Source organism: Aeromicrobium sp. 636 (assembly GCF_024433585.1).
Lineage (GTDB): Bacteria > Actinomycetota > Actinomycetes > Propionibacteriales > Nocardioidaceae > Aeromicrobium > Aeromicrobium senzhongii.
Window position 1 is genome coordinate 232645 of the sequence record NZ_WNJU01000004.1, and the last position, 19706, is coordinate 252350.

The following is a 19706-nucleotide window of genomic DNA, read 5'->3' on the forward strand; positions in this document are numbered from 1 at the left end:
GATGGCCACCACCACCGGTCCCCGCCTCAAGGCGAAGTACCGCGAGGAGATCGTCGCCGCGCTGCGCGAGCAGTTCGACTACGACAACGTCATGCAGGTCCCCGGCCTGACCAAGATCGTCGTCAACATGGGCGTCGGTGAGGCGGCCCGCGACGGCAAGCTCATCGAGGGTGCCATCAAGGACCTCACGGCCATCACCGGCCAGAAGCCCCAGGTCACCCGGGCCCGCAAGTCGATCGCCCAGTTCAAGCTGCGTGAGGGCATGCCGATCGGCACGCACGTCACGCTGCGTGGCGACCGCATGTGGGAGTTCCTCGACCGTCTCCTGACGCTCGCGCTGCCCCGTATCCGCGACTTCCGTGGGCTCTCGCCCAAGCAGTTCGACGGCCGTGGCAACTACACGTTCGGTCTGACCGAGCAGGTCATGTTCCACGAGATCGATCAGGACAAGATCGATCGCAGCCGGGGCATGGACATCACGGTCGTCACGACGGCCACCAACGACGACGAAGGCCGCGCGCTGCTCAAGCTGCTCGGCTTCCCGTACAAGGAGAACTGACATGGCGAAGACCGGTCTGAAGGTCAAGCAGGCTCGCACGCCGAAGTTCGGCGTTCGCGGCTACACGCGCTGCCAGCGCTGCGGCCGTCCCCGCTCCGTCTACCGCAAGTTCGGCCTGTGCCGTATCTGCCTGCGGGAGATGGCGCACCGCGGCGAGCTGCCCGGCGTGACCAAGAGCTCCTGGTAATCACCACCACCCAACCGCAGCAGGTCCCCTCCCACCCGCAGGCCCCGGCCGGCGAGCACGAGACGGAAACCGCAGCGAGAAACGGAACACCACTGTTATGACGATGACCGATCCGATCGCGGACATGCTGACGCGTGTCCGCAACGGCAACCAGGCGTACCACGATGCCGTGACGATGCCGCACTCCAAGCTCAAGGAGGGCGTCGCCGCCATCCTGAAGCAGGAGGGCTACATCACCGATTACGCCGTGGCCGACGCCCCCGAGGGTGAGGTCGGCAAGACGCTGACCATCACGCTCAAGTACGGACCGCACCGCGAGCGCTCGATCGCCGGCATCCGCCGCATCAGCAAGCCGGGCCTGCGTGTCTACGCCAAGTCCAACAACCTTCCGAAGGTCCTCGGCGGCCTGGGCGTGGCGATCATCTCCACGAGCCAGGGTCTGCAGACCGACCGTCAGGCCAACAACAACGGAGTGGGTGGGGAAGTCCTCGCCTACGTCTGGTGACGAGAGGAGACTGAACATGTCGCGCATCGGCAAGCTCCCCGTCGCCGTACCTTCCGGCGTCGAGGTCAACATCGACGGACAGACCGTCACCGTCAAGGGCCCCAAGGGCCAGCTCTCGCACACTGTCGCGGAGCCGATCACCGTTCGCAAGGACGATGACGGCGCCCTGTCGGTCGAGCGTCCGAACGACGAGCGTCGCAGCAAGGCCCTTCACGGCCTGTCGCGCACGCTGGTCAACAACATGGTCATCGGTGTCACCGAGGGCTACGAGAAGAAGCTCGAGATCGTGGGCGTCGGTTACCGCGTGCTCCCCAAGGGGCCGTCGGAGATCGAGCTCAACCTCGGCTTCAGCCACCCGGTGCCGTTCACGGCACCCGAGGGCATCACGTTCACCGTCGAGGGTCCGACCAAGCTGACCGTCTCGGGCATCGACAAGCAGGCCGTGGGCGAGGTCGCCGCCAACATCCGCAAGATCCGCAAGCCGGAGCCGTACAAGGGCAAGGGCGTTCGGTACGCGGGAGAGCGCATCCTGCGCAAGGCCGGAAAGGCTGGTAAGTAAGCCATGGCAATCTCGATCAAGCACGCCAAGCACACCGCAGGTCGGGTCGCGTCGCGTCAGCGTCGCCAGATCCGCGGTCGTAAGAAGATCCAGGGTTCGGCCGAGCGTCCTCGTCTGGTCGTCACCCGCTCGAGCAAGCACATCGTCGCCCAGGTCGTCAACGACCTGGAGGGCCACACGCTGGCCTCGGCTTCCACCATGGAGTCGGACCTGCGCTCGTTCGACGGCGACAAGACGGCCAAGGCGAAGAAGGTCGGCGAGCTGCTCGCCGAGCGCGCCAAGGCCGCCGGCATCGACGCGGTGGTCTTCGACCGCGCCGGCAACAAGTACGCCGGTCGCGTCGCCGCGCTGGCCGACGGCGCCCGCGAGAACGGGCTGGATTTCTGATGACCATCACGACGAACAAGGGGAGTGCCGCATGAGCACGCGCCGACAGGGTGGCGAGCGTCGCGGAGGCCGCGGCGACCGCAACGCCGACAAGTCCAATTACATCGAGAAGGTCGTCACGATCAACCGTGTGGCCAAGGTCGTCAAGGGCGGCCGGCGCTTCAGCTTCACCGCGCTGGTGATCGTCGGTGACGGCGACGGCCAGGTCGGTATCGGCTACGGCAAGGCCAAGGAAGTCCCGACGGCCATCGCCAAGGGTGTCGAGGAGGCGAAGAAGTCCTTCTTCCGCGTCCCGCGCATCCAGGGCACCATCCCGCACCCCGTGCAGGGTGAGAAGGCCGCCGGTGTCGTCTTCCTGCGCCCCGCGTCCCCCGGTACCGGCGTCATCGCCGGTGGCCCGGTCCGCGCCGTGCTGGAGGCCGCTGGCATCCACGACGTCCTGAGCAAGTCGCTCGGTTCCTCCAACGCGATCAACATCGTCCATGCGACGGTCGAGGCTCTGCGTCTGCTGGAGTCGCCCGAGGACGTGGCTCAGCGCCGCGGCCTGACCGTCGAGGAAGTTGCTCCTGCTGCCCTCATCCGGGCCGGCAAGGTCAAGTACGGAGAAACGGAGGCGACCGTCTGATGGGCAAGATCGAAGTGACCCAGATCCGGTCCGCGATCGGCCGTGAGTCGAACCAGCGCAACACGCTGCGTTCGCTCGGGCTCAAGCGCATCGGCGACGTCAAGGTCGTCGAGGACCGTCCCGAAATCCGCGGCATGGTCAACACCATCCCGCACCTTCTCTCCGTGAAGGAGGTGGACTGATCATGGCGATCAAGCTGCATCACCTGCGCCCGGCCCCGGGTGCCAAGAAGGCCAAGACCCGCGTGGGTCGTGGTGAGGGCTCCAAGGGCAAGACCGCTGGTCGTGGCACCAAGGGCACCAAGGCCCGTTACCAGGTGTCGGCCAGCTTCGAGGGTGGCCAGGTCCCGCTCCACATGCGCCTGCCGAAGCTCAAGGGCTTCACCAACCCGTTCCGGGTCGAGTACCAGGTCGTCAACGTGGGCCGGATCGGCGAGCTCTTCGCCGACGGCGGTGCCGTCGACGTGCCGTCCCTCATCGAGAAGGGCGCCGTCCGCAAGGGCAAGCCCGTCAAGGTGCTCGGCGGGGGCGACATCGACGTCGCGGTCCAGGTGACCGTCGACAAGGTGTCGGCCTCGGCCAAGTCCAAGATCGAGGCCGCCGGCGGCTCGGTCACCGCGTCCTGACGCGGTAGTTCGGTAGTCGGAAGCGAACGTCGGGCGGGTTCTCCCCATGGGGAGAGCCCGCCCGTTTCGCTCACTGTTACAGTCAGACGGCGTCAAGCCGTGAAGCGGGAGGAAGTCCGTGCTCAAAGTCTTCGTGAACGCGTTCAGGACACCTGAACTGCGTCGCAAGATCCTCTTCGTGCTGGGGATCGTCGTGCTCTTCCGGCTCGGCTCCATGCTGCCCGCTCCGGGCGTGAACGTGGCCAACGTGCGTCAGTGCGTCGACCAGGCCGCCGGCGGCGAGAACGCCGGCCTGTTCGCCCTCATCAACGTCTTCTCCGGCGGCGCCCTGCTGCAGTTGACCGTGTTCGCGCTGGGCATCATGCCCTACATCACCGCGAGCATCATCCTGCAGCTGCTCGTCGTCGTGATCCCGCGGCTGGAGGCCCTCAAGAAGGAGGGCCAGTCCGGTCAGGCGAAGATCACGCAGTACACCCGCTACCTGACGGTCGGCCTGGCGATCCTGCAGGCTGCCGGCATCGTGGCGCTGGCCCGCAGTGGCGACCTGTTCCAGGGCGCCTGCAACCTGCCGCTGCTCTACCGCCCCGACAGTCTGGCGTCGTATCTGCTCATCGTCCTGACGATGGTCGCCGGCACGACCGTGATCATGTGGTTCGGCGAGCTCATCACCGATCGCGGTGTCGGCAACGGCATGTCCGTCCTGATCTTCACCCAGGTCGTCGCGACCTTCCCCGGTGCGATGTGGAACATCCGCCAGGGCCAGGGCTGGACCACCTTCGCCATCGTGATCGCCGTCGGCCTGGCCGTCGTCGCCCTGGTCATCTTCATCGAGCAGGCCCAGCGCCGGATCCCGGTGCAGTACGCCAAGCGCATGGTCGGTCGCCGGATGTTCGGCGGCTCGTCGACCTACATCCCGCTCAAGGTGAACCAGGCCGGCATCATCCCGGTCATCTTCGCCTCCAGCCTGATGTACCTGCCGGTCCTGTGGGTCAACTTCAACCAGGGCTCCCCGGCCTCCACGTGGATCCAGGATCACCTCGTCACCGGCGAGCACCCGCTCTACATGGCGATGTTCTTCCTGCTGATCGTGTTCTTCACGTACTTCTACGTGTCGATCACCTTCAACCCCGAGGAGGTCGCCGACAACATGAAGAAGTACGGCGGCTTCATCCCGGGCATCCGCGCCGGCAAGCCCACCCAGGACTACCTGGCGTACGTCCTCTCGCGCATCACGGCTCCCGGTGCCCTGTACCTGGGCCTGATCGCGCTCATCCCCATGCTGGCGATCTCGCTGGTGGGCGCCAACCAGAACTTCCCGTTCGGCGGCACGACGATCCTGATCATCGTCGGCGTCGGTCTGGACACCGTGAAGCAGATTGAAAGCCAGTTGCAGCAGCGCAACTACGAAGGGTTCCTGAAGTGACGCGACTCCTCATCATGGGTCCGCCCGGGGCGGGCAAGGGCACGCAGGCGGTGGCGCTCGCCGAGCGCATCGGCGGTGCTCACATCTCGACCGGCGACATCTTCCGCGCCAATGTGGCGCAGCAGACCGAGCTCGGTCAGACCGCGCAGCGGTACATGGACGCCGGCGAGTACGTGCCGGACGAGGTGACCAACGCGATGGTCGCCGACCGGCTCGCCCAGGACGACGCTCGCGAGTCGTTCCTGCTCGACGGCTACCCGCGCACGCTGGACCAGGTCGCCAAGCTCGACGAGATCCTCGGCGCGCTGGACTCCAAGCTCGACGGCGTCATCGCACTGACCGTGGTCGAGGACGAGCTGATCGCGCGTCTGCTCGAGCGGGCCAAGAGCAGCGGTCGCTCCGACGACACCGAGGACGTCATCCGGCACCGCCAGGACGTCTACCGTGCCGAGACCGAGCCGTTGCTCGCGGTGTACCGCGACCGCGGTCTGCTGATCGAGGTCGACGGCATGGGCACCCCCGAAGAGGTCGGTCGCCGCATCGCCGACGCTCTGCCGTCCTGATCCGGTCCGAGGAGTCCCCGTGTTCGGCGAGTCCATCGAGCTGAAGACCCCCGAGCAGCTCGCCACGATGCGCCAGGCGGGTCTGGTGGTCGGCCGCACCCTCGAGGTGCTGCGGGCCGCCGTGGCCCCGGGCGTTTCGACGGCGGACCTCGACGCCCTGGCGCGCGAGCGTCTCGCCGCCGAGGGCGCGACCTCGAACTTCCTGGGCTACCACGGGTTCACCGGGGTCATCTGCGCCTCGGTGAACGACGAGATCGTCCACGGCATCCCGGGCGACCGGGTGCTGGCCGAGGGCGATCTCATCTCGATCGACTTCGGCGCGGTCGTCGACGGCTGGCACGGCGACGCCGCGATCACCGTCCCGGTCGGCGAGGTCGCACCCGAGGTGGCCGAGCTCAATCGCGTCACCGAGGAGTCCCTGTGGCGGGGCATCGCCGCCGCGCGCATCGGTGGGCGCGTCGGCGACATCTCCCACGCGATCCAGTCCTACGTCCGCAGCCAGGGCCGCTACGGCATCACCGAGGGCTTCACGGGGCACGGCATCGGCTCCGAGATGCATCAGGCGCCGGACGTCCCGAACGCCGGGCGTCGCGGCAAGGGCCCCAAGATCGCGCTGGGCATGGCGCTGGCCATCGAGCCGATGATCACGCTGGGCACCTCGCGCGCCGAGATCCTCGAGGACGACTGGACCGCCGTCACCACCGACGGCACCTGGGCGGCGCACCACGAGCACTCCATCACCGTCACGACCGAGGGTGTCTGGGTGCTCACCGCGCTCGACGGCGGCGCCGCCCGCCTCGCCGAGCTGGGCGTCCCGTGCGCCGACCCCGCCTGACCTCCCCGCGGGCGAGATGTGCTCCGAATTCCACCTTTCAGATTGATTGAAAGGTGGAATTGGGAGCACATCTCGGGTGTGGGAGAGACTGGGCGCATGCGCATCTCGTGGTTGGCCCCGGTCGTGCTCGGCGCCGTGCTGCTGGCCGGTTGCGCCGATCGCGGCGACGACCCCGACCGGCCGGCGACCACCCCGAGTCCGTCGAGGGCTGCTGCCGAGGCGACGCTCCGGGACTATCTCGTGGCGGCCGACGCCGGCGACTGCGACGCGGTCAAGCAGACCGTGCTCCTGCCCGAGCAGGTCGAGTGCGGGGACGTCCATGAGCAGGAGGGCCGCTGGTCCGCCGGAGGCGCCGACCTCCGGGCGGTGGCCATGACGACCGAGGTCGTCGAGACCAGTGCGACGGTGACGGTCGACTGGCCGAAGGATCCCGAGGACGTCTGGAGCCTCGAGCACGTCGACGGTTCGTGGCGGGTCGTCAACGCCGACGCCGGTGACGGGGTCTGAGTCCGCTCAGCGGTGCAGCTCGGCGGTGCAGCACTTGACGCTGCCGCCGCCCTTGACGAACTCCGTCAGCGCGACCGGCACCGGGCGATAGCCGCGGGGGACCAGGGCGGTCGCGAGATCGGTGGCCTCGCGGGGGAGCACCACGTTCCAGCCGTCGCTGACCAGATTCAGTCCGAAGGCCAGTGCGTCGGCCTCGGAGCACTCCCAGGACCCGGGGAAGAGGCGGCGTAGGGTCCGCCGGCTCCGTCGGCTGAACGCGCCTGGGAACCACGCGATGTCCGCGGGTGCCTCTCCGCCACCGTCGTCGAGGACGGCCAGGGCGACGTCGAGGTGGTAGAAACGCGGGTCGACCAGGTCCAGGGACACGACGGGACGGCCCAGTGCGGCCGCCGCCTCCGCGTGGGCGTCCCGGCTGGTGCGGAACCCGGTCCCGGCCAGGACGACGTCGGCCAGGACGAGGAAGTCGCCCTCGCCCTCGTTGACGTGGGCCGGCCGGCTGACCTCGCGCCCGGTGCCGCGCAGGAAGTCGACGTGGGCGTGCGCCTCGGCCTGGCGCTGCGGGAACGCGAAGGCCGCGCCGTAGGTGCGCGTGCCGATCGAGACGGCGCCGTTGGCCGCGAACACCATGTCCGGCAGGCCCGGAACCGGGTCGAGCAGGTCGACGCGGTGACCCAGCCCCAGGTAGGTGTCGTGGAGCTCCTGCCACTGGAGCCGAGCCGCCACGGAGTCGACGGCCACCGTGGGATCCATCCACGGGTTGATCGCGTAGACGACGTCGAACTGCGTGGGCGGGCACATCACGTAGTGCCGGGTGCGCGCCGCGCGGGGCGCGACGGCCCGTGGCGTCGTCAGGATCTGGGTCATGGGACTCCCTCGGTCGATTCCTCGATCCTAAGGAGCGCCGGACGATCGAACCATCGATCTTTCCTGCCTCTGGCCGACGATTCGTTGCGCATTCCGCGCCCAGACCTTTGGTACGTTGCGGGCATGAGCCTGGACCAGATCGATCGTGACCTGCTGGAGGCACTCACCGAGGACGGCCGCGCGAGCTTCGCCGCGCTGGGCTCTCGCGTGGGACTCTCAGCACCGGCCGTGAAGCGCCGCGTCGACCGCCTCGTCGAGACCGGTGTCATCAGTGGCTTCACGGTCGTCGTGGACCCGCACCATCGCGGCTGGACGACCGAGGCGTACGTCGAGGTCCACTGCCAGGGCACGATCTCGCCCGCCGTCCTGCGCGAGGCCTTCCTGCAGGTCCCGCAGGTCCACGCCGCGGCGACCGTGTCCGGAGCGGCCGACGCGATGCTGCACCTCGTCGCGGAGGACGTCCGCGACCTGGAGCAGGCCCTGGAGAGCATCCGGGCGGGGGCGGCCAACGTCAGCCAGACCGAGACGTCCATCGTCCTGTCGCGGCTCGTGCACGACCGACGCAGCGTGGCCGGGCAGGAGCGTCGGGAAGAGCGACCGGCGGACCCGGCGCGACGCTAGCGTGACCGCATGACTCGATCGCGGACCGCCTCGGTCGGTGCCGGACTCGTCGGCGCCCTCGTCTTCGTCGAGTTCGTCAGCGGGTTCCTGCAGGGCTACTACACGCCGTTGGCCACCGACATCGCCCGGCACCTCGACATCAACGACGCGGACGTGAACTGGTTCGAGGCGGCGCAACTGCTGTTGTCGGCGCTGTGCGTGCCGCCGCTGTCCAAGCTGGGCGACCTGATCGGGCACCAGCGGGTCCTGGCCTGGTCGGCCGGGCTGACCGCAGTGGCGACGTGGGGGATCGCCGTGTCCTCGAGCTTCGAGACGTACCTGGTCTTCTGGGCCCTGCAGGGCGTGTTCACGGTCTGGCTGCCGCTCGAGGTCGCCCTGATCTACCGGCGCAGCATCGGCCGGCCGATGCGCGCCGCCGCGACACGTCGCGCGACGGGCGTCATCGTCGCGGCGTTGCAGGCCGGTGCCATCGCGGGCGCTCTCTCGGCGGGCGCCACGTCGGCGGTGTTCGACTCACTGTGGATGGTCCTGGCCGTGCCGGCGGTGCTGACCGTCGCCGTGGTGGTGGTGATCATCGGGTTCGTCCCGGGCGGACACGAGGTCCAGCCCGGCAGCCTCGACGGGCCGGGGCTGGCCTGGATCAGCGCGAGCCTGCTGCTGGTGACGGGAGGTCTGTCGCTCGTGCGGGTGTGGGGTGCCGGCTCGCCGTGGCCGTGGGCGGCGATCGTGCTCGGAGCGCTCGCCCTGGTCCCCTTCTGCCGCCACGAGCTGCGGACGCCGGACCCGATCATCGATCTGCGGGTCATGCGACAGCCCGCGATGTGGCCCGTCCAGTTCACGGCCCTGATGTTCGGGGTCAGTGTCCTCGGGGCGCAGATCCCGTTGTCGACCTTCGCGCAGACCGATCCGGAGGTCCACGGCTACGGCCTCGGTCTGGACTCCACGTCCGTGGCCCCGATCATCGGCGGCTACGTGTTCTCGATGCTCGTGGGCGCCCTGCTGTTCGCCCGGATCAGTCAGCGGTCGAGTCCTCGGGCGTGCCTCATCGGTGCCGCCACGCTGGTGGGGGTCGGGTACGCGGCCCTGCTGGCCCTGCACGGGTCGGTGCTGCAGATGGCCGCCTGCATGGTCGTCGCCGGGCTGGGCTCGGGTGCGCTCGTCGCGGCCCTGCCCGCGGCCGCCGCAGCGGCCGCACCCGAGGGTCGGACGGCCGTGGCCACGGGTCTGACGAACACGACCAAGACCATCGGCGGCTCCTTCGCCTCGTGCATCTTCGGGGTCGCCCTGGCCGCCGGGGCGACGCACGCGACGGCCGCCTCGCTCTCGGGGTACTACACGGTCTGGATCGTCTGCTCGGCCACGGCGTTCGTGGCGGCGATCGGGCTCAGGTTCGTCCCTCGGCTGGCCTTCGCCGATCCGGTGGCACGAGAAGAGGAGCTGGAACGATGACCGCAGCCGAGCGACTGGCCGAGCTGATCGCCTGCCGCACCGTCTCTGCGCCCGACGAGCGCGACGAGGCGCAGTTCGTCGCCTTCCGCGAGACCTTCGCGCGGCTCTACCCGCGGCTGCACGGGTCACTGGAGCTGACCGAGTTCGAGGGCGGCACCCTGCTGTTCCGGTGGCCGGGTCGCACGTCGGCCGATCCGCTGGTGCTCATGGCGCACTACGACGTCGTCCCCGCGCCGGCCGAGCAGTGGGATCGCGACCCCTTCTCCGGAGCCCTCGAGGACGGGTTCGTCCACGGCCGCGGCGCGCTCGATGACAAGGGCCCGCTGGTCTGCATCGCCGAGGCCGTCGAGTCCCTGCTGGCGGAGGGGTTCGAGCCCGCCCGCGACGTGTACCTGTCGTTCGGCGCCGACGAGGAGGTCTTCGGTCGCGGTGCGTCCGACGTGGTGGACCACCTCGAGTCCGCCGGCGTCCGGCCGTGGCTCGTCTCGGACGAGGGCGGCGCGGTCGTCGACGACGCCCTGCCCGGCGTCTCCGCCCTCACCGCGATGGTCGCGATCGTCGAGAAGGGCAGCGTCGACGTGGGCCTGCTGGCGCGCGGCGGGGGAGGGCACGCGTCCACGCCGTCCCGCCACGGCGCCACCGCCCGGCTCGCCCGCGCCGTCGTGCGGCTCGAGCGACATCCCGCGACCCCGCACCTGTCCGATCCCGTCCTGCAGATGCTGGACGCCCTGGCCGAGCTCGTGCCGCGCCCGGCCGGCGCCGTGCTGCGCCGCGCACGTCGGGCCAACCGCCCGGTGGCCGAGCTGCTCGCCCGGCTGGGCAAGGAGACCGGCGCGATCGTGCGCACCACGATGGCGGTGACCCAGCTGAGCGGCAGTCCCGCCCGCAACGTCCTGGCCACCGAGGCGCGCGCGAACGTCAACGTGCGGCTCGCGATCGGCGACACGAAGCAGCAGCTGGTGACGCGCCTGGAGCGGCTGCTCCGAGGTCTCGACGTCGAGGTCGAGCGCGTCGACGGCGACGATCCGCCCCCGGTGTCGCGGACCGACAACGACGCGTGGCGGGCCCTGGGCGATGCCATCGCGGTGCTGGGCCCGGACATCCATGTCGTGCCGTACGTGCAGACCGGAGGCACCGACTCGCGGCACTTCACCCGGATCAGCGACTCGGTCTACCGCTTCGCCCCGCTGCACATGACTCGGGCGCAGCGCGACTCGATCCACGCCCCGAACGAGAAGGTCGCGATCGAGACGCTCGAGCGCGGCAGCGCCTTCCATCGCGCACTCATCACAGGGCTGGGCTGAAGGACCTAGAGTCGGCCCATGGCAGTCGATCCCACCGGTACGGACCTCAAGCGATTCCTGGCCGAGGACCCCGGTGGTCCCGTCGTGATGCTGAACCTGCTGCAGTTCCGCGAGGACGGCATCGCGTCCTACCGCGAGTACAGCGAGCGGGTCGGTCCGTTCCTGGCCAAGGTCGGCGGCGAGGTCGTCCACGCGGGCAACCTGTCCACCGCGCTGGTCGCCCCGCAGGACTGGCCGTGGGACGCCGTGCTGCTGGTCCGCTACCCCTCGCGCGAGGCGTTCAGCCAGATGGTGGCCGATCCCGAGTACCAGCAGATCACCGGTCTGCGGTCGCAGGCGCTCGACGCTGCGGTCCTGCAGGCCGGCACCACCTGGGGTGTCTGAACCCGCTTCCGGGGCCCGATTTGAGTCCGGGGCCCCCTTCGACGTAGACTTGTGTGTCGGCCTAGTCGGGCCGTATCCCCATGCCCAATGGCAAACCCGGGAACGGGTGGGGACACGTGCGCGTGCCTGGTCGAACAGTCGATACGAAGAAGTTGAGGTGTATGGCGAAAAAAGAAGGCGTCATCGAGATGGAGGGCGCGGTCGTCGAGGCCCTGCCCAACGCGATGTTCCGGGTCGAGCTGGCCAACGGCCACAAGGTCCTGGCACACATCAGCGGCAAGATGCGCCAGCACTACATCCGGATCCTCCCCGAGGACCGTGTCGTGGTGGAACTCTCGCCCTACGACCTCAGCCGCGGTCGCATCGTCTACCGCTACAAGTGACAACTACACATCCCCCACGTTCAGTTCGTACCGAAGAGAGAGCTTCTCGATGAAGGTCAACCCGAGCGTGAAGAAGATCTGTGACAAGTGCAAGGTGATCCGTCGCCACGGCCGCGTCATGGTGATCTGTGAGAACCCGCGCCACAAGCAGCGCCAGGGCTGAATCAGAAAACCCTCTTCTTCAACGCAGCACCCTGAACATCTGATGGCTCATCCGGGCCCCGTCCACGACGGAGTCCGGGTGTCACCTCCGGCGCAGAGGCCGGAGCCCGATCGAGGCGATCGGGATGCCCCAGGTGACGACACCTCTGCCGAACCGAAAGGAACTGCCAGCACATGGCACGCCTCGTCGGAGTGGATCTGCCGCGCGAAAAGCGCGTGGTGATCGGACTCACGTACATTTTCGGGATCGGCCGCACTCGTGCGGTCGAGGCCCTCGCCGCCACCGGCATCGACCCCAACACCCGTGTTCACGAGTTGACCGACGACCAGCTCGTCGCGCTCCGTGACTACATCGAGGCGAACTTCCAGGTCGAGGGTGACCTGCGCCGCGAGGTCACCGCGGACATCCGCCGCAAGATGGAGATCGGCTCGTACCAGGGCCGCCGTCACCGTGCGCACCTGCCCGTTCGCGGCCAGCGCACCAAGACCAACGCGCGCACCCGCAAGGGCCCCAAGCGCACCGTCGCCGGAAAGAAGAAGTGAGGTAGCCGATGCCCCCGAAGAACTCCGGCGCCAAGAAGGTGCGCCGCAAGGAGAAGAAGAACGTCGTTCAGGGCGAAGCCCACATCAAGAGCACGTTCAACAACACGCACGTGACGATCACCGACCCCAGCGGTGCGGTGATCGCGTGGGCCTCCGGCGGAACCGTCGGCTTCAAGGGCTCGCGCAAGTCGACTCCGTACGCCGCCGGCATGGCCGCCGAGGCCGCCGGACGTCAGGCGATGGACCACGGCATGAAGAAGGTCGACGTCTTCGTCAAGGGCCCCGGCTCGGGACGAGAGACGGCGATCCGGTCGCTCAGCGGCGTCGGCCTCGAGGTCGGCACCATCTCTGATGTGACCCCCAGCCCCCACAACGGCTGCCGTCCGCCCAAGCACCGTCGTCTCTGACGCGTCGACTTTCTTCAAGGAGTAATCACCCATGGCCCGTTACACCGGACCTCTCACCAAGAAGTCGCGCCGTTACGGCGTCGACCTCGTTGGTGGGGACAAGGCCTTCGAGCGCCGTCCGTACGCGCCCGGCCAGCATGGCCGCACCCGCGTCAAGGAGTCGGAGTACCGCACCCAGCTGCAGGAGAAGCAGAAGGCGCGTTACACCTACGGCGTCCTCGAGAAGCAGTTCCGCAAGTACTACGAGCTCGCCTCGCGTCGTCCCGGCAAGACCGGTGACAACCTGTTGATCCTGCTCGAGAGCCGCCTCGACAACGTCGTCTACCGTGCCGGCCTGGCCCGCACGCGTCGTCACGCCCGCCAGCTGGTGACCCACGGTCACTTCCTGGTCAACGGCGTGAAGACGAACATCCCGTCGTTCCAGGTCAGCAAGCACGACATCATCGACGTCAAGACCAAGAGCCTGGACACGACGCCGTTCATCGTCGCTCGTGAGACCCACGACGCCGACACGGTGCCCGGCTGGCTCGACGTGTCGCCCGATCGTGGCCGCATCCTCGTGCACAACAAGCCCGTGCGCGAGCAGATCGTGGTTCCGATCCAGGAACAGCTCATCGTCGAGTTCTACTCGAAGATCTGATCCTTCACCAACCTCCACCAACCCGGCCCTCATATAGCGGTGGGACCGGAAAGGAAGATGCATCATGCTGATCGCACAGCGCCCCGTTCTGTCCGAAGAGGTCGTCGACGAGTTCCGTTCGCGGTTCGTCATCGAGCCCCTCGAGCCCGGATTCGGTTACACCCTCGGCAACTCGCTGCGTCGTACGCTGCTGTCGTCGATCCCGGGTGCGGCCGTCACCTCGATCAAGATCGACGGTGTCCTCCACGAGTTCTCGACCATCGAGGGCGTCACCGAGGACGTCACCGAGATCATCCTCAACCTCAAGAACCTCGTCGTGTCGTCGACGATCGACGAGCCCGTGGTCATGTACCTGCGGGCCGACACCGCCGGTGACGTCACCGCCGCGGCGATCACGCCGCCGGCCGGCGTGGAGGTCCACAACCCGGACCTGCACGTCGCGACGCTCAACGACAAGGGTCGTCTCGAGATCGAGCTGGTCGTCGAGCGTGGCCGCGGCTACGTCTCGGCCGTCCAGAACAAGACGGGCGACGAAGAGATCGGCCGCATGCCGGTCGACTCGATCTACAGCCCGGTCCTGAAGGTCACCTACAAGGTCGAGGCCACCCGCGTCGAGCAGCGCACCGACTTCGACAAGCTGATCATCGACGTCGAGACCAAGTCCTCGATCCTGCCGCGCGACGCGATCGCGTCGGCCGGTTCGACGCTGGTCGAGCTCTTCGGCCTGGCCCGTGAGCTCAACGTCGAGGCCGAGGGCATCGACATCGGCCCCTCGCCGGTGGACGAGCAGCTGGCCGCCGACCTCGCGTTGGCGATCGAGGACCTGGACTTCACCGTCCGTTCCTACAACTGCCTCAAGCGCGAGGGCATCCACACCGTGGGTGAGCTCATCACGCGCAGCGAGCAGGACCTGCTGGACATCCGCAACTTCGGGTCGAAGTCGATCGACGAGGTCAAGGCCAAGCTCGCCGAGCTCGGTCTGTCGCTCAAGGACAGCCCGCAGGGCTTCGATCCGTCCGCCGTCATCGACACGTTCGACGAGGACGCCGGATTCGCCGAGGACGAGCAGTACTGAACTGCTCTGACACCACTGATTCAGGAGTAACGACATGCCCACCCCCACCAAGGGTCCTCGCCTCGGCGGCAGCCCTTCGCACCAGCGGCTGATCCTGGCGAACCTGGCCCAGAGCCTGTTCGAGCACGGCCGCATCACGACGACCGAGGCCAAGGCCAAGCGCCTGCGCCCGTACGCCGAGCACCTCATCACCAAGGCCAAGACCGACACGGTGGCCAACCGCCGCCACGTCGTCAAGGTCATCCGTGACAAGGGCGTGCTGCACACGCTCTTCACGGAGATCGGTCCGGCCATGGCCACCCGTCCGGGCGGCTACACGCGCATCACGAAGATCGGTCCGCGCAAGGGCGACAACGCCCCCATGGCCGTCATCGAGATCGTGGAGGCCAAGGACTTCGACGCCGCCGCGCCGAAGGCTCCGGCTGCCGAGGCCGCTCCGGCTGTCGAGGAGGCCCCGGTCGAGGAGACCGTGACCGACGAGACCGTCGAGACGCCCGCCGAGGAGACCGCTGAGGTCACCGAGGCTCCGGCCGACGAGGCGACCGAGTCCACGCAGGACGAGGCCAAGTAACACCTCTCGTTCGAAGCGCCCATCCCGCTGGGGTGGGCGCTTCGTCGTTCCCGGGCAGCGTCGCCTCCGCCTCGCACCCGCGGGTTACCATCAAGAGCCACTCGTGAAGCGGGTCGGCGAGACATTGTCGGGGGAAGGTCCATCATGACGCCGTGGCTGCGCCGCCCACTCACCCTGCTCGTGCCTGCGGCGCTGACCTGCGCCCTGGCGGCGGGCTCGCTGCCAGCAGTCGCGGCCGATGCTCCGGACCCGCTGAACACCGCGCCGTTGTCCCAGCCCGCCCGCGGCCTGATCGTCAAGCTCGCCGATGACGCGGACGGTGCCGTGGCCGACCTGGTCGACGACGTCGCCGCCGAGCTGCCCAGCGACATCGGCGTGGCCGAGACGACCTCCGGCCCGGCCGACCTCGGCCTGCTGGAGCTGTCCGAGGAGGTCGAGTCCGAGGATCTCGACGCCGCGATCGAGGTGCTGGAGTCCGACCCTCAGGTCGAGTGGGTCGTCCCCAACGGCGTCCGGCTGCCCTCGGCGACCGCGAGCGACTCGTACTTCCGCGACGGCCGGCTCTGGAACCTCAACGGCGCCTGGGGCGTCGAGGCCGACAAGGCCTGGGACATCACCACCGGCAGCCCGAACGTGCGGGTCGCGGTCGTCGACACGGGCCTGGTCGCCAACCATCCCGATCTGGAGGGGCAGTCCGTCGCGGGTCGCGACTTCGTCGACGACGAGTACGACTGCGCCAACCTCGCCTGCTCGCGGATCCGGTACCGCAACTCGTTCACCAGTGCCAACGACGGCAACAGCTGGGACGCCAACCCCGCGGACCCCGGTGACTGGCGCGACTACGCCGGCCAGTGCGCAGGGATGGCCCAGGGCCGCAGCACCTGGCACGGCACCCACGTCGCCGGCACGATCGCGGCGAAGCGCGACAACGGTGGCGTCGTGGGCGTTGCGCCCACGGTCAAGGTGCAGCCGGTTCGCGTCCTGGGGCGCTGCGGCGGCACCGACTGGGACATCGCGATGGGGGTCCTGTGGGCCTCGGGCGTGAACGTCACCGGCTACGACGGCCGTCGTCACGGCGCCGTCCCGGTCAACCGGACCCCTTCCAAGGTCATCAACCTCTCGCTGGGTGGGTGGGTGCCTCGGCCCGCGGACGTGCGGGAGCTGTGCAAGTTCTACGGCCAGATCGCGTCGGTCGCGCGCACGCGCGGGTCGACGATCGTGGCGGCCGCGGGCAACAACGGGCGGAACCACGCCCAGAACGTGCCCTCGTCGTGCCCCGGGTACATCGCGGTGGCGGCCACCAACCAGCAGGGACTGCGCGCGAGCTTCTCGAACTACGGCGCGGGGATCGACGTGGCCGCTCCCGGCGTCGCGATCTACTCGACCGCGAACTCCGGCGCGACCGGCCCGCAGACCAACTCGTATCCGGCGTACCGGGGCACGAGCATGGCCGCGCCCAGCGTCTCGGCCGCTGCGGCGATGGCGTACTCGGCGGGGATCACGCACCCCGACGTGGTCGAGCGCGTACTCAAGGCCACTGCACGACGGGCGGCCGGGTGCTCCGTGGCCCAGTGTGGCGCGGGTGTCGTCAGCGCCCACCGGGTCCTGACCGCCAAGGCCCCGACGAGTGCGCCCCGATTGACCGGAACGCCGCGGCCCGGTGGCACGCTGCGGGCGACGCCGGGGGCGTGGCGCAACGGCGCCACCGTCAAGCTCACCTGGCTCCGTGCCGGCCGCGCCGTCGCTGCGGGCCCCGCGTACCGGGTGACGAAGGCCGACATCGGCAAGGTCGTCACGGTGCGGGCGACCGCCACGAACGGCTCGCCGGGGATCTTCCACCAGAGCTCGGTCGCGGTGAAGGTCAAGCCTCGTCTGGCCTTCGGCCTGCCGTCGAAGCTCAAGAAGTCCACGCGCGCCAAGATGACGGTCAAGGTCAAGGCGCCCTACGTGCGCCCGACCGGCACGATCAAGGTCTACGACGGCAAGAAGCGCATCGCCGTCAAGAAGCTGAAAGCCAAGAACAAGGGCAAGGTCGTCATCAAGCTGCCCAAGATCACGAGGAAGGGCAAGCACCGCATCCGGGTCGTCTACTCCGGCAGCGGCAAGGTGAGTGCGGCCAAGCGGAGCAAGGTCGTCCGCGTCCGCTGATCTCCTGCGCCAAAGGGGGGACGTGACACCCGTGGCACCGGTAACCTGCTGAGGTTCACCTCGTTCGTCGAGACGTCCCCTCCCGTCAGGACACCGCCGTGCGCCGCAGCCTGCCCTTGTTGGTCCTTCCGGTCCTTGTCGCGGCCACCGTGATGGTCGACGTCGGCGCCTCGGCGGCGCCGTCGGGCCCGCCGCCGGGCACCGCTGTGTCGGTCACGACCGATCCCGCGGGCGCGAAGGCGCCGGCCCTGGCCCGCGGCCTCATCGTGAAGGCGCGCACGGACACGCCCGCCCGACGTGCGTCGATCGCCCGGAGCGCGCGCACCGAGCTGCCCGACGGCAACGATGTGGCGTCGACCAGCAGCGCGCCGGCCGGGCTGTCCGTCCTGCGGCTGCAGGACCCGGTCCCCGTCGGCGAGCTCGATGCGGCGATCGCCGAGATCGACGCACGTGCCGATGTCGAATGGGTCATCGCGGACCGGCTGCGATCGGCCTCCAGCGTGCCGCCGGTCTCGGTCGACGACCCGCACTTCCTCATCCAGGGGAACCTGTGGGACACCCGCGACACCATCGACGGCCTGCCGACGAACGGCGGCTTCAGCACGAAGGCACCGGCGTTGTGGCGCTCCACGAAGGGCGACCCCTCCGTGGTCGTGGCGGTCGTCGACACCGGCCTCGCCGCGCATCCTGACCTGGTCGGCCAGACGGTCGCGGGCTACGACTTCGTCGACGACGAGTGCACGCCGGTCGGCGACGCCTGCCACTACGACCGCACGTACATCAATGCCGGCGACGGGAACGGATGGGACGCCGATCCGGCCGATCCGGGCGACTGGCTCGACGAGGGCCTGGTGACGAAGTGCTTCGGCCCGATCGACGACCCGGCCGACTACACGGCCGACAGCTCCTGGCACGGCACGCACGTGGCAGGCACGGTCGCCGCGAAGGCCGGGAACGGTATCGGCGTGGCCGGCGTGGCGCCGGGCGTGAAGGTGCAGCCCGTCCGCGTCATGGGCCACTGCGGCGGCTGGGACCTGGACATCGTGTTCGGGATCCTGTGGGCGTCCGGCGAGGACCTGCGCGAGTACGGCGTGCCCCTGAACCCGACGCCGGCGAAGGTCGTCAACCTGTCGCTCGGCGGCGTGTACGACTCGGCGGCCGAGGCCGCCCAGGACTGTGAGCTCTACAGCGACGTCGCCACCGTGGCTCGGGCGCGCGGCGTGACGCTCGTGGCCGCTGCGGGCAACTCGTCCGGCCAGGCGATCGCGCCGCTCAACCTGAGCGTGCCCGCGTCCTGCGCCGGGTACGTGAGCGTCACCGCCTCGAGCGACACCGGACACCGCTCCTGGTACTCGACCGCGGGGGAGGGGGCGGACATCGCCGCACCCGGCGGTGACATGCAGGTGCCCACCACGTCGGCCGAGCGCGGCATCTTGTCCACCATCAACCTGGGTGCGACGCGACCGGCGGCGGCGGGCTACGGCTTCTACCAGGGCACGAGCATGGCCGCTCCGGCCGTGGCTGCGGGTGCGGCACTGCTGTACTCCCTGGGCATCACCGGCCCTGCCGCCGTCGAGGCGGGCCTGAAGTCGGCGGTTCAGCCGTTCTCGACCGTGCCCTACGGGCAACGCACGATCGGCGGCGGGACCGCGTCGCTCACGACCGACGAGCTCGACTGCACCACCACGGGACGGACGGCCTGCGGCGCGGGCATCCTGGACCTGTCCCGGGTGACGGCGCCCCTCGGCGCGCCGAAGATCACCGGGACGCCGGCACTCGACGTGGTCCTGCAGGGCCAGTCGCGCGGTCTGACGACCGGAGGCGCCGGCTCGACCATCACCTGGTGGCGAGGAGCGACGAAGGTCGGCACGGGAGCGACCTATCGGGTCGTCGCCGCGGACCTGGGTCGGACGTTGACCGTGCGGGACACGGTGGCCTCGGGGCCCTTCGCCGGTGCCTCGCGGGCGGCGTCGGTGGACGTGCCGGTCGCGCCGACCCCGACCCCGAAGCCGACGCCCCAGCCGGTGGCCAAGGTGAAGGCGACGGTGCGGATGTCGGTGCCGTCGAAGGTCAAGCGCACGAAGCGCGTGCCGGTGACCGTGCGGATCGCGGCGCGCGGCGTGCGTCCCACCGGCACGGTGCGGGTGTACGACGGCCGCAAGCGGCTCGCGACACGGAAGCTGCAGGCCAAGCACGGCGGCAGCCTGCGGATCACCCTGCCGAAGCTGAAGAAGGGCAAGCACCGCATCCGCGTCGTCTACTCCGGCAGTGCCACGGTGCGCTCGGCAGCGACGAGCAAGGTCGTCCGCTCCCGCTGAGTCGCGTCACGCGGCGAAGGAGTCACCCCGTCCGATGCGGACGGGGCCCTGCGCCGCGGCGT

At 69.2% G+C, this 19706-nt stretch carries 26 protein-coding genes; 25 read left to right on the forward strand and 1 reads right to left on the reverse strand.

Features of this window, described 5'->3' with window-relative positions; all coding sequences use genetic code 11:
• The first annotated feature begins 1 nt into the window (after window position 1).
• The 12 genes from rplE (at window position 2) to GL325_RS14030 (ending at window position 6775) form a co-directional block, all read left to right on the forward strand.
• Entirely contained in the window at window positions 2–559 is a 558-nt protein-coding gene (gene rplE / locus GL325_RS13975) for a 50S ribosomal protein L5 (protein ID WP_154595842.1), read from the forward strand.
• Between the two features lies 1 nt (window position 560).
• Window positions 561–746 carry a type Z 30S ribosomal protein S14 gene (locus GL325_RS13980; RefSeq protein ID WP_154595841.1) on the forward strand — a complete coding sequence of 62 codons (186 nt, stop codon included), beginning with the start codon at window positions 561–563 and terminating at the stop codon, window positions 744–746.
• 97 nt (window positions 747–843) lie between these two features.
• Entirely contained in the window at window positions 844–1251 is a 408-nt protein-coding gene (gene rpsH / locus GL325_RS13985; protein WP_154595840.1) for a 30S ribosomal protein S8, read from the forward strand.
• Between the two features lie 16 nt (window positions 1252–1267).
• Window positions 1268–1810 (forward strand): 50S ribosomal protein L6, encoded by a 543-nt coding sequence (gene rplF, locus GL325_RS13990; protein ID WP_154595839.1) that lies wholly within the window; start codon window positions 1268–1270, stop codon window positions 1808–1810.
• A 3-nt stretch (window positions 1811–1813) separates the two neighbouring features.
• The gene (gene rplR / locus GL325_RS13995) at window positions 1814–2197 is read left to right on the forward strand and encodes a 50S ribosomal protein L18 (RefSeq protein WP_154595838.1); all 384 of its coding nucleotides are present in this window, start codon (window positions 1814–1816) and stop codon (window positions 2195–2197) included.
• 31 nt (window positions 2198–2228) lie between these two features.
• On the forward strand, window positions 2229–2822 hold the full coding sequence (gene rpsE, locus GL325_RS14000; RefSeq protein ID WP_154595837.1) for a 30S ribosomal protein S5: 594 nt from the start codon (window positions 2229–2231) through the stop codon (window positions 2820–2822).
• Window positions 2822–3004, forward strand: coding sequence for a 50S ribosomal protein L30 (rpmD, locus tag GL325_RS14005; protein ID WP_146825764.1), 183 nt, complete (start codon window positions 2822–2824; stop codon window positions 3002–3004). The genes rpsE and rpmD overlap by 1 nt, the downstream gene beginning before the upstream one ends.
• Before the next feature lie 2 nt (window positions 3005–3006).
• Window positions 3007–3447, forward strand: a complete 441-nt coding sequence (rplO, locus tag GL325_RS14010) for a 50S ribosomal protein L15 (RefSeq protein ID WP_154595836.1) — start codon at window positions 3007–3009, stop codon at window positions 3445–3447.
• A 118-nt stretch (window positions 3448–3565) separates the two neighbouring features.
• Entirely contained in the window at window positions 3566–4870 is a 1305-nt protein-coding gene (secY, locus tag GL325_RS14015; RefSeq protein WP_187411725.1) for a preprotein translocase subunit SecY, read from the forward strand.
• Window positions 4867–5433, forward strand: a complete 567-nt coding sequence (locus tag GL325_RS14020; RefSeq protein ID WP_255956224.1) for an adenylate kinase — start codon at window positions 4867–4869, stop codon at window positions 5431–5433. The genes secY and GL325_RS14020 overlap by 4 nt, the downstream gene beginning before the upstream one ends.
• 19 nt (window positions 5434–5452) lie before the next feature.
• A complete protein-coding gene (map, locus tag GL325_RS14025) occupies window positions 5453–6268 on the forward strand; it encodes a type I methionyl aminopeptidase (RefSeq protein ID WP_187769916.1) in 816 nt (271 codons plus the stop codon).
• Window positions 6269–6364: 96 nt separating this feature from the next.
• Window positions 6365–6775, forward strand: coding sequence for a hypothetical protein (locus GL325_RS14030; RefSeq protein ID WP_187769917.1), 411 nt, complete (start codon window positions 6365–6367; stop codon window positions 6773–6775).
• 6 nt (window positions 6776–6781) lie between these two features.
• Here the strand turns inward: GL325_RS14030 and ddaH are convergent, their stop codons facing one another.
• Complete coding sequence (gene ddaH, locus GL325_RS14035) at window positions 6782–7639, reverse strand: dimethylargininase (RefSeq protein ID WP_187769918.1); 858 nt, start codon at window positions 7637–7639, stop codon at window positions 6782–6784.
• Window positions 7640–7762: 123 nt separating this feature from the next.
• Here ddaH and GL325_RS14040 point away from each other — a divergent pair, with 123 nt between their 5' ends.
• The 13 genes from GL325_RS14040 to GL325_RS14100 all read left to right on the forward strand — a co-directional run bounded on the left by GL325_RS14040 (window position 7763) and on the right by GL325_RS14100 (window position 19644).
• Window positions 7763–8260, forward strand: a complete 498-nt coding sequence (locus tag GL325_RS14040; RefSeq protein ID WP_187769919.1) for an Lrp/AsnC family transcriptional regulator — start codon at window positions 7763–7765, stop codon at window positions 8258–8260.
• Between the two features lie 9 nt (window positions 8261–8269).
• The gene (locus GL325_RS14045; RefSeq protein ID WP_187769920.1) at window positions 8270–9709 is read left to right on the forward strand and encodes an MFS transporter; all 1440 of its coding nucleotides are present in this window, start codon (window positions 8270–8272) and stop codon (window positions 9707–9709) included.
• Window positions 9706–11013 (forward strand): M20/M25/M40 family metallo-hydrolase, encoded by a 1308-nt coding sequence (locus tag GL325_RS14050; RefSeq protein WP_187769921.1) that lies wholly within the window; start codon window positions 9706–9708, stop codon window positions 11011–11013. The genes GL325_RS14045 and GL325_RS14050 overlap by 4 nt, the downstream gene beginning before the upstream one ends.
• 18 nt (window positions 11014–11031) lie before the next feature.
• A complete protein-coding gene (locus tag GL325_RS14055; RefSeq protein ID WP_187769922.1) occupies window positions 11032–11397 on the forward strand; it encodes a DUF1330 domain-containing protein in 366 nt (121 codons plus the stop codon).
• A gap of 161 nt (window positions 11398–11558) precedes the next feature.
• The gene (infA, locus tag GL325_RS14060) at window positions 11559–11780 is read left to right on the forward strand and encodes a translation initiation factor IF-1 (protein WP_007078610.1); all 222 of its coding nucleotides are present in this window, start codon (window positions 11559–11561) and stop codon (window positions 11778–11780) included.
• Between the two features lie 49 nt (window positions 11781–11829).
• On the forward strand, window positions 11830–11943 hold the full coding sequence (gene rpmJ, locus GL325_RS14065; RefSeq protein ID WP_008361054.1) for a 50S ribosomal protein L36: 114 nt from the start codon (window positions 11830–11832) through the stop codon (window positions 11941–11943).
• A 173-nt stretch (window positions 11944–12116) separates the two neighbouring features.
• A complete protein-coding gene (gene rpsM, locus GL325_RS14070; RefSeq protein ID WP_187769923.1) occupies window positions 12117–12485 on the forward strand; it encodes a 30S ribosomal protein S13 in 369 nt (122 codons plus the stop codon).
• A gap of 8 nt (window positions 12486–12493) precedes the next feature.
• Window positions 12494–12892: a 30S ribosomal protein S11 gene (gene rpsK, locus GL325_RS14075; protein WP_078699099.1), complete on the forward strand. Its 399-nt coding sequence runs from the start codon at window positions 12494–12496 to the stop codon at window positions 12890–12892.
• Window positions 12893–12923: 31 nt separating this feature from the next.
• Window positions 12924–13532: a 30S ribosomal protein S4 gene (gene rpsD, locus GL325_RS14080; RefSeq protein WP_154595828.1), complete on the forward strand. Its 609-nt coding sequence runs from the start codon at window positions 12924–12926 to the stop codon at window positions 13530–13532.
• Window positions 13533–13596: 64 nt separating this feature from the next.
• Complete coding sequence (locus GL325_RS14085; protein WP_154595827.1) at window positions 13597–14607, forward strand: DNA-directed RNA polymerase subunit alpha; 1011 nt, start codon at window positions 13597–13599, stop codon at window positions 14605–14607.
• 34 nt (window positions 14608–14641) lie between these two features.
• On the forward strand, window positions 14642–15178 hold the full coding sequence (rplQ, locus tag GL325_RS14090) for a 50S ribosomal protein L17 (RefSeq protein ID WP_187769924.1): 537 nt from the start codon (window positions 14642–14644) through the stop codon (window positions 15176–15178).
• A 144-nt stretch (window positions 15179–15322) separates the two neighbouring features.
• Entirely contained in the window at window positions 15323–17326 is a 2004-nt protein-coding gene (locus GL325_RS14095; protein WP_187769925.1) for a S8 family serine peptidase, read from the forward strand.
• Between the two features lie 98 nt (window positions 17327–17424).
• Window positions 17425–19644 (forward strand): S8 family serine peptidase, encoded by a 2220-nt coding sequence (locus GL325_RS14100; protein WP_187769926.1) that lies wholly within the window; start codon window positions 17425–17427, stop codon window positions 19642–19644.
• Window positions 19645–19706: the final 62 nt, after the last annotated feature.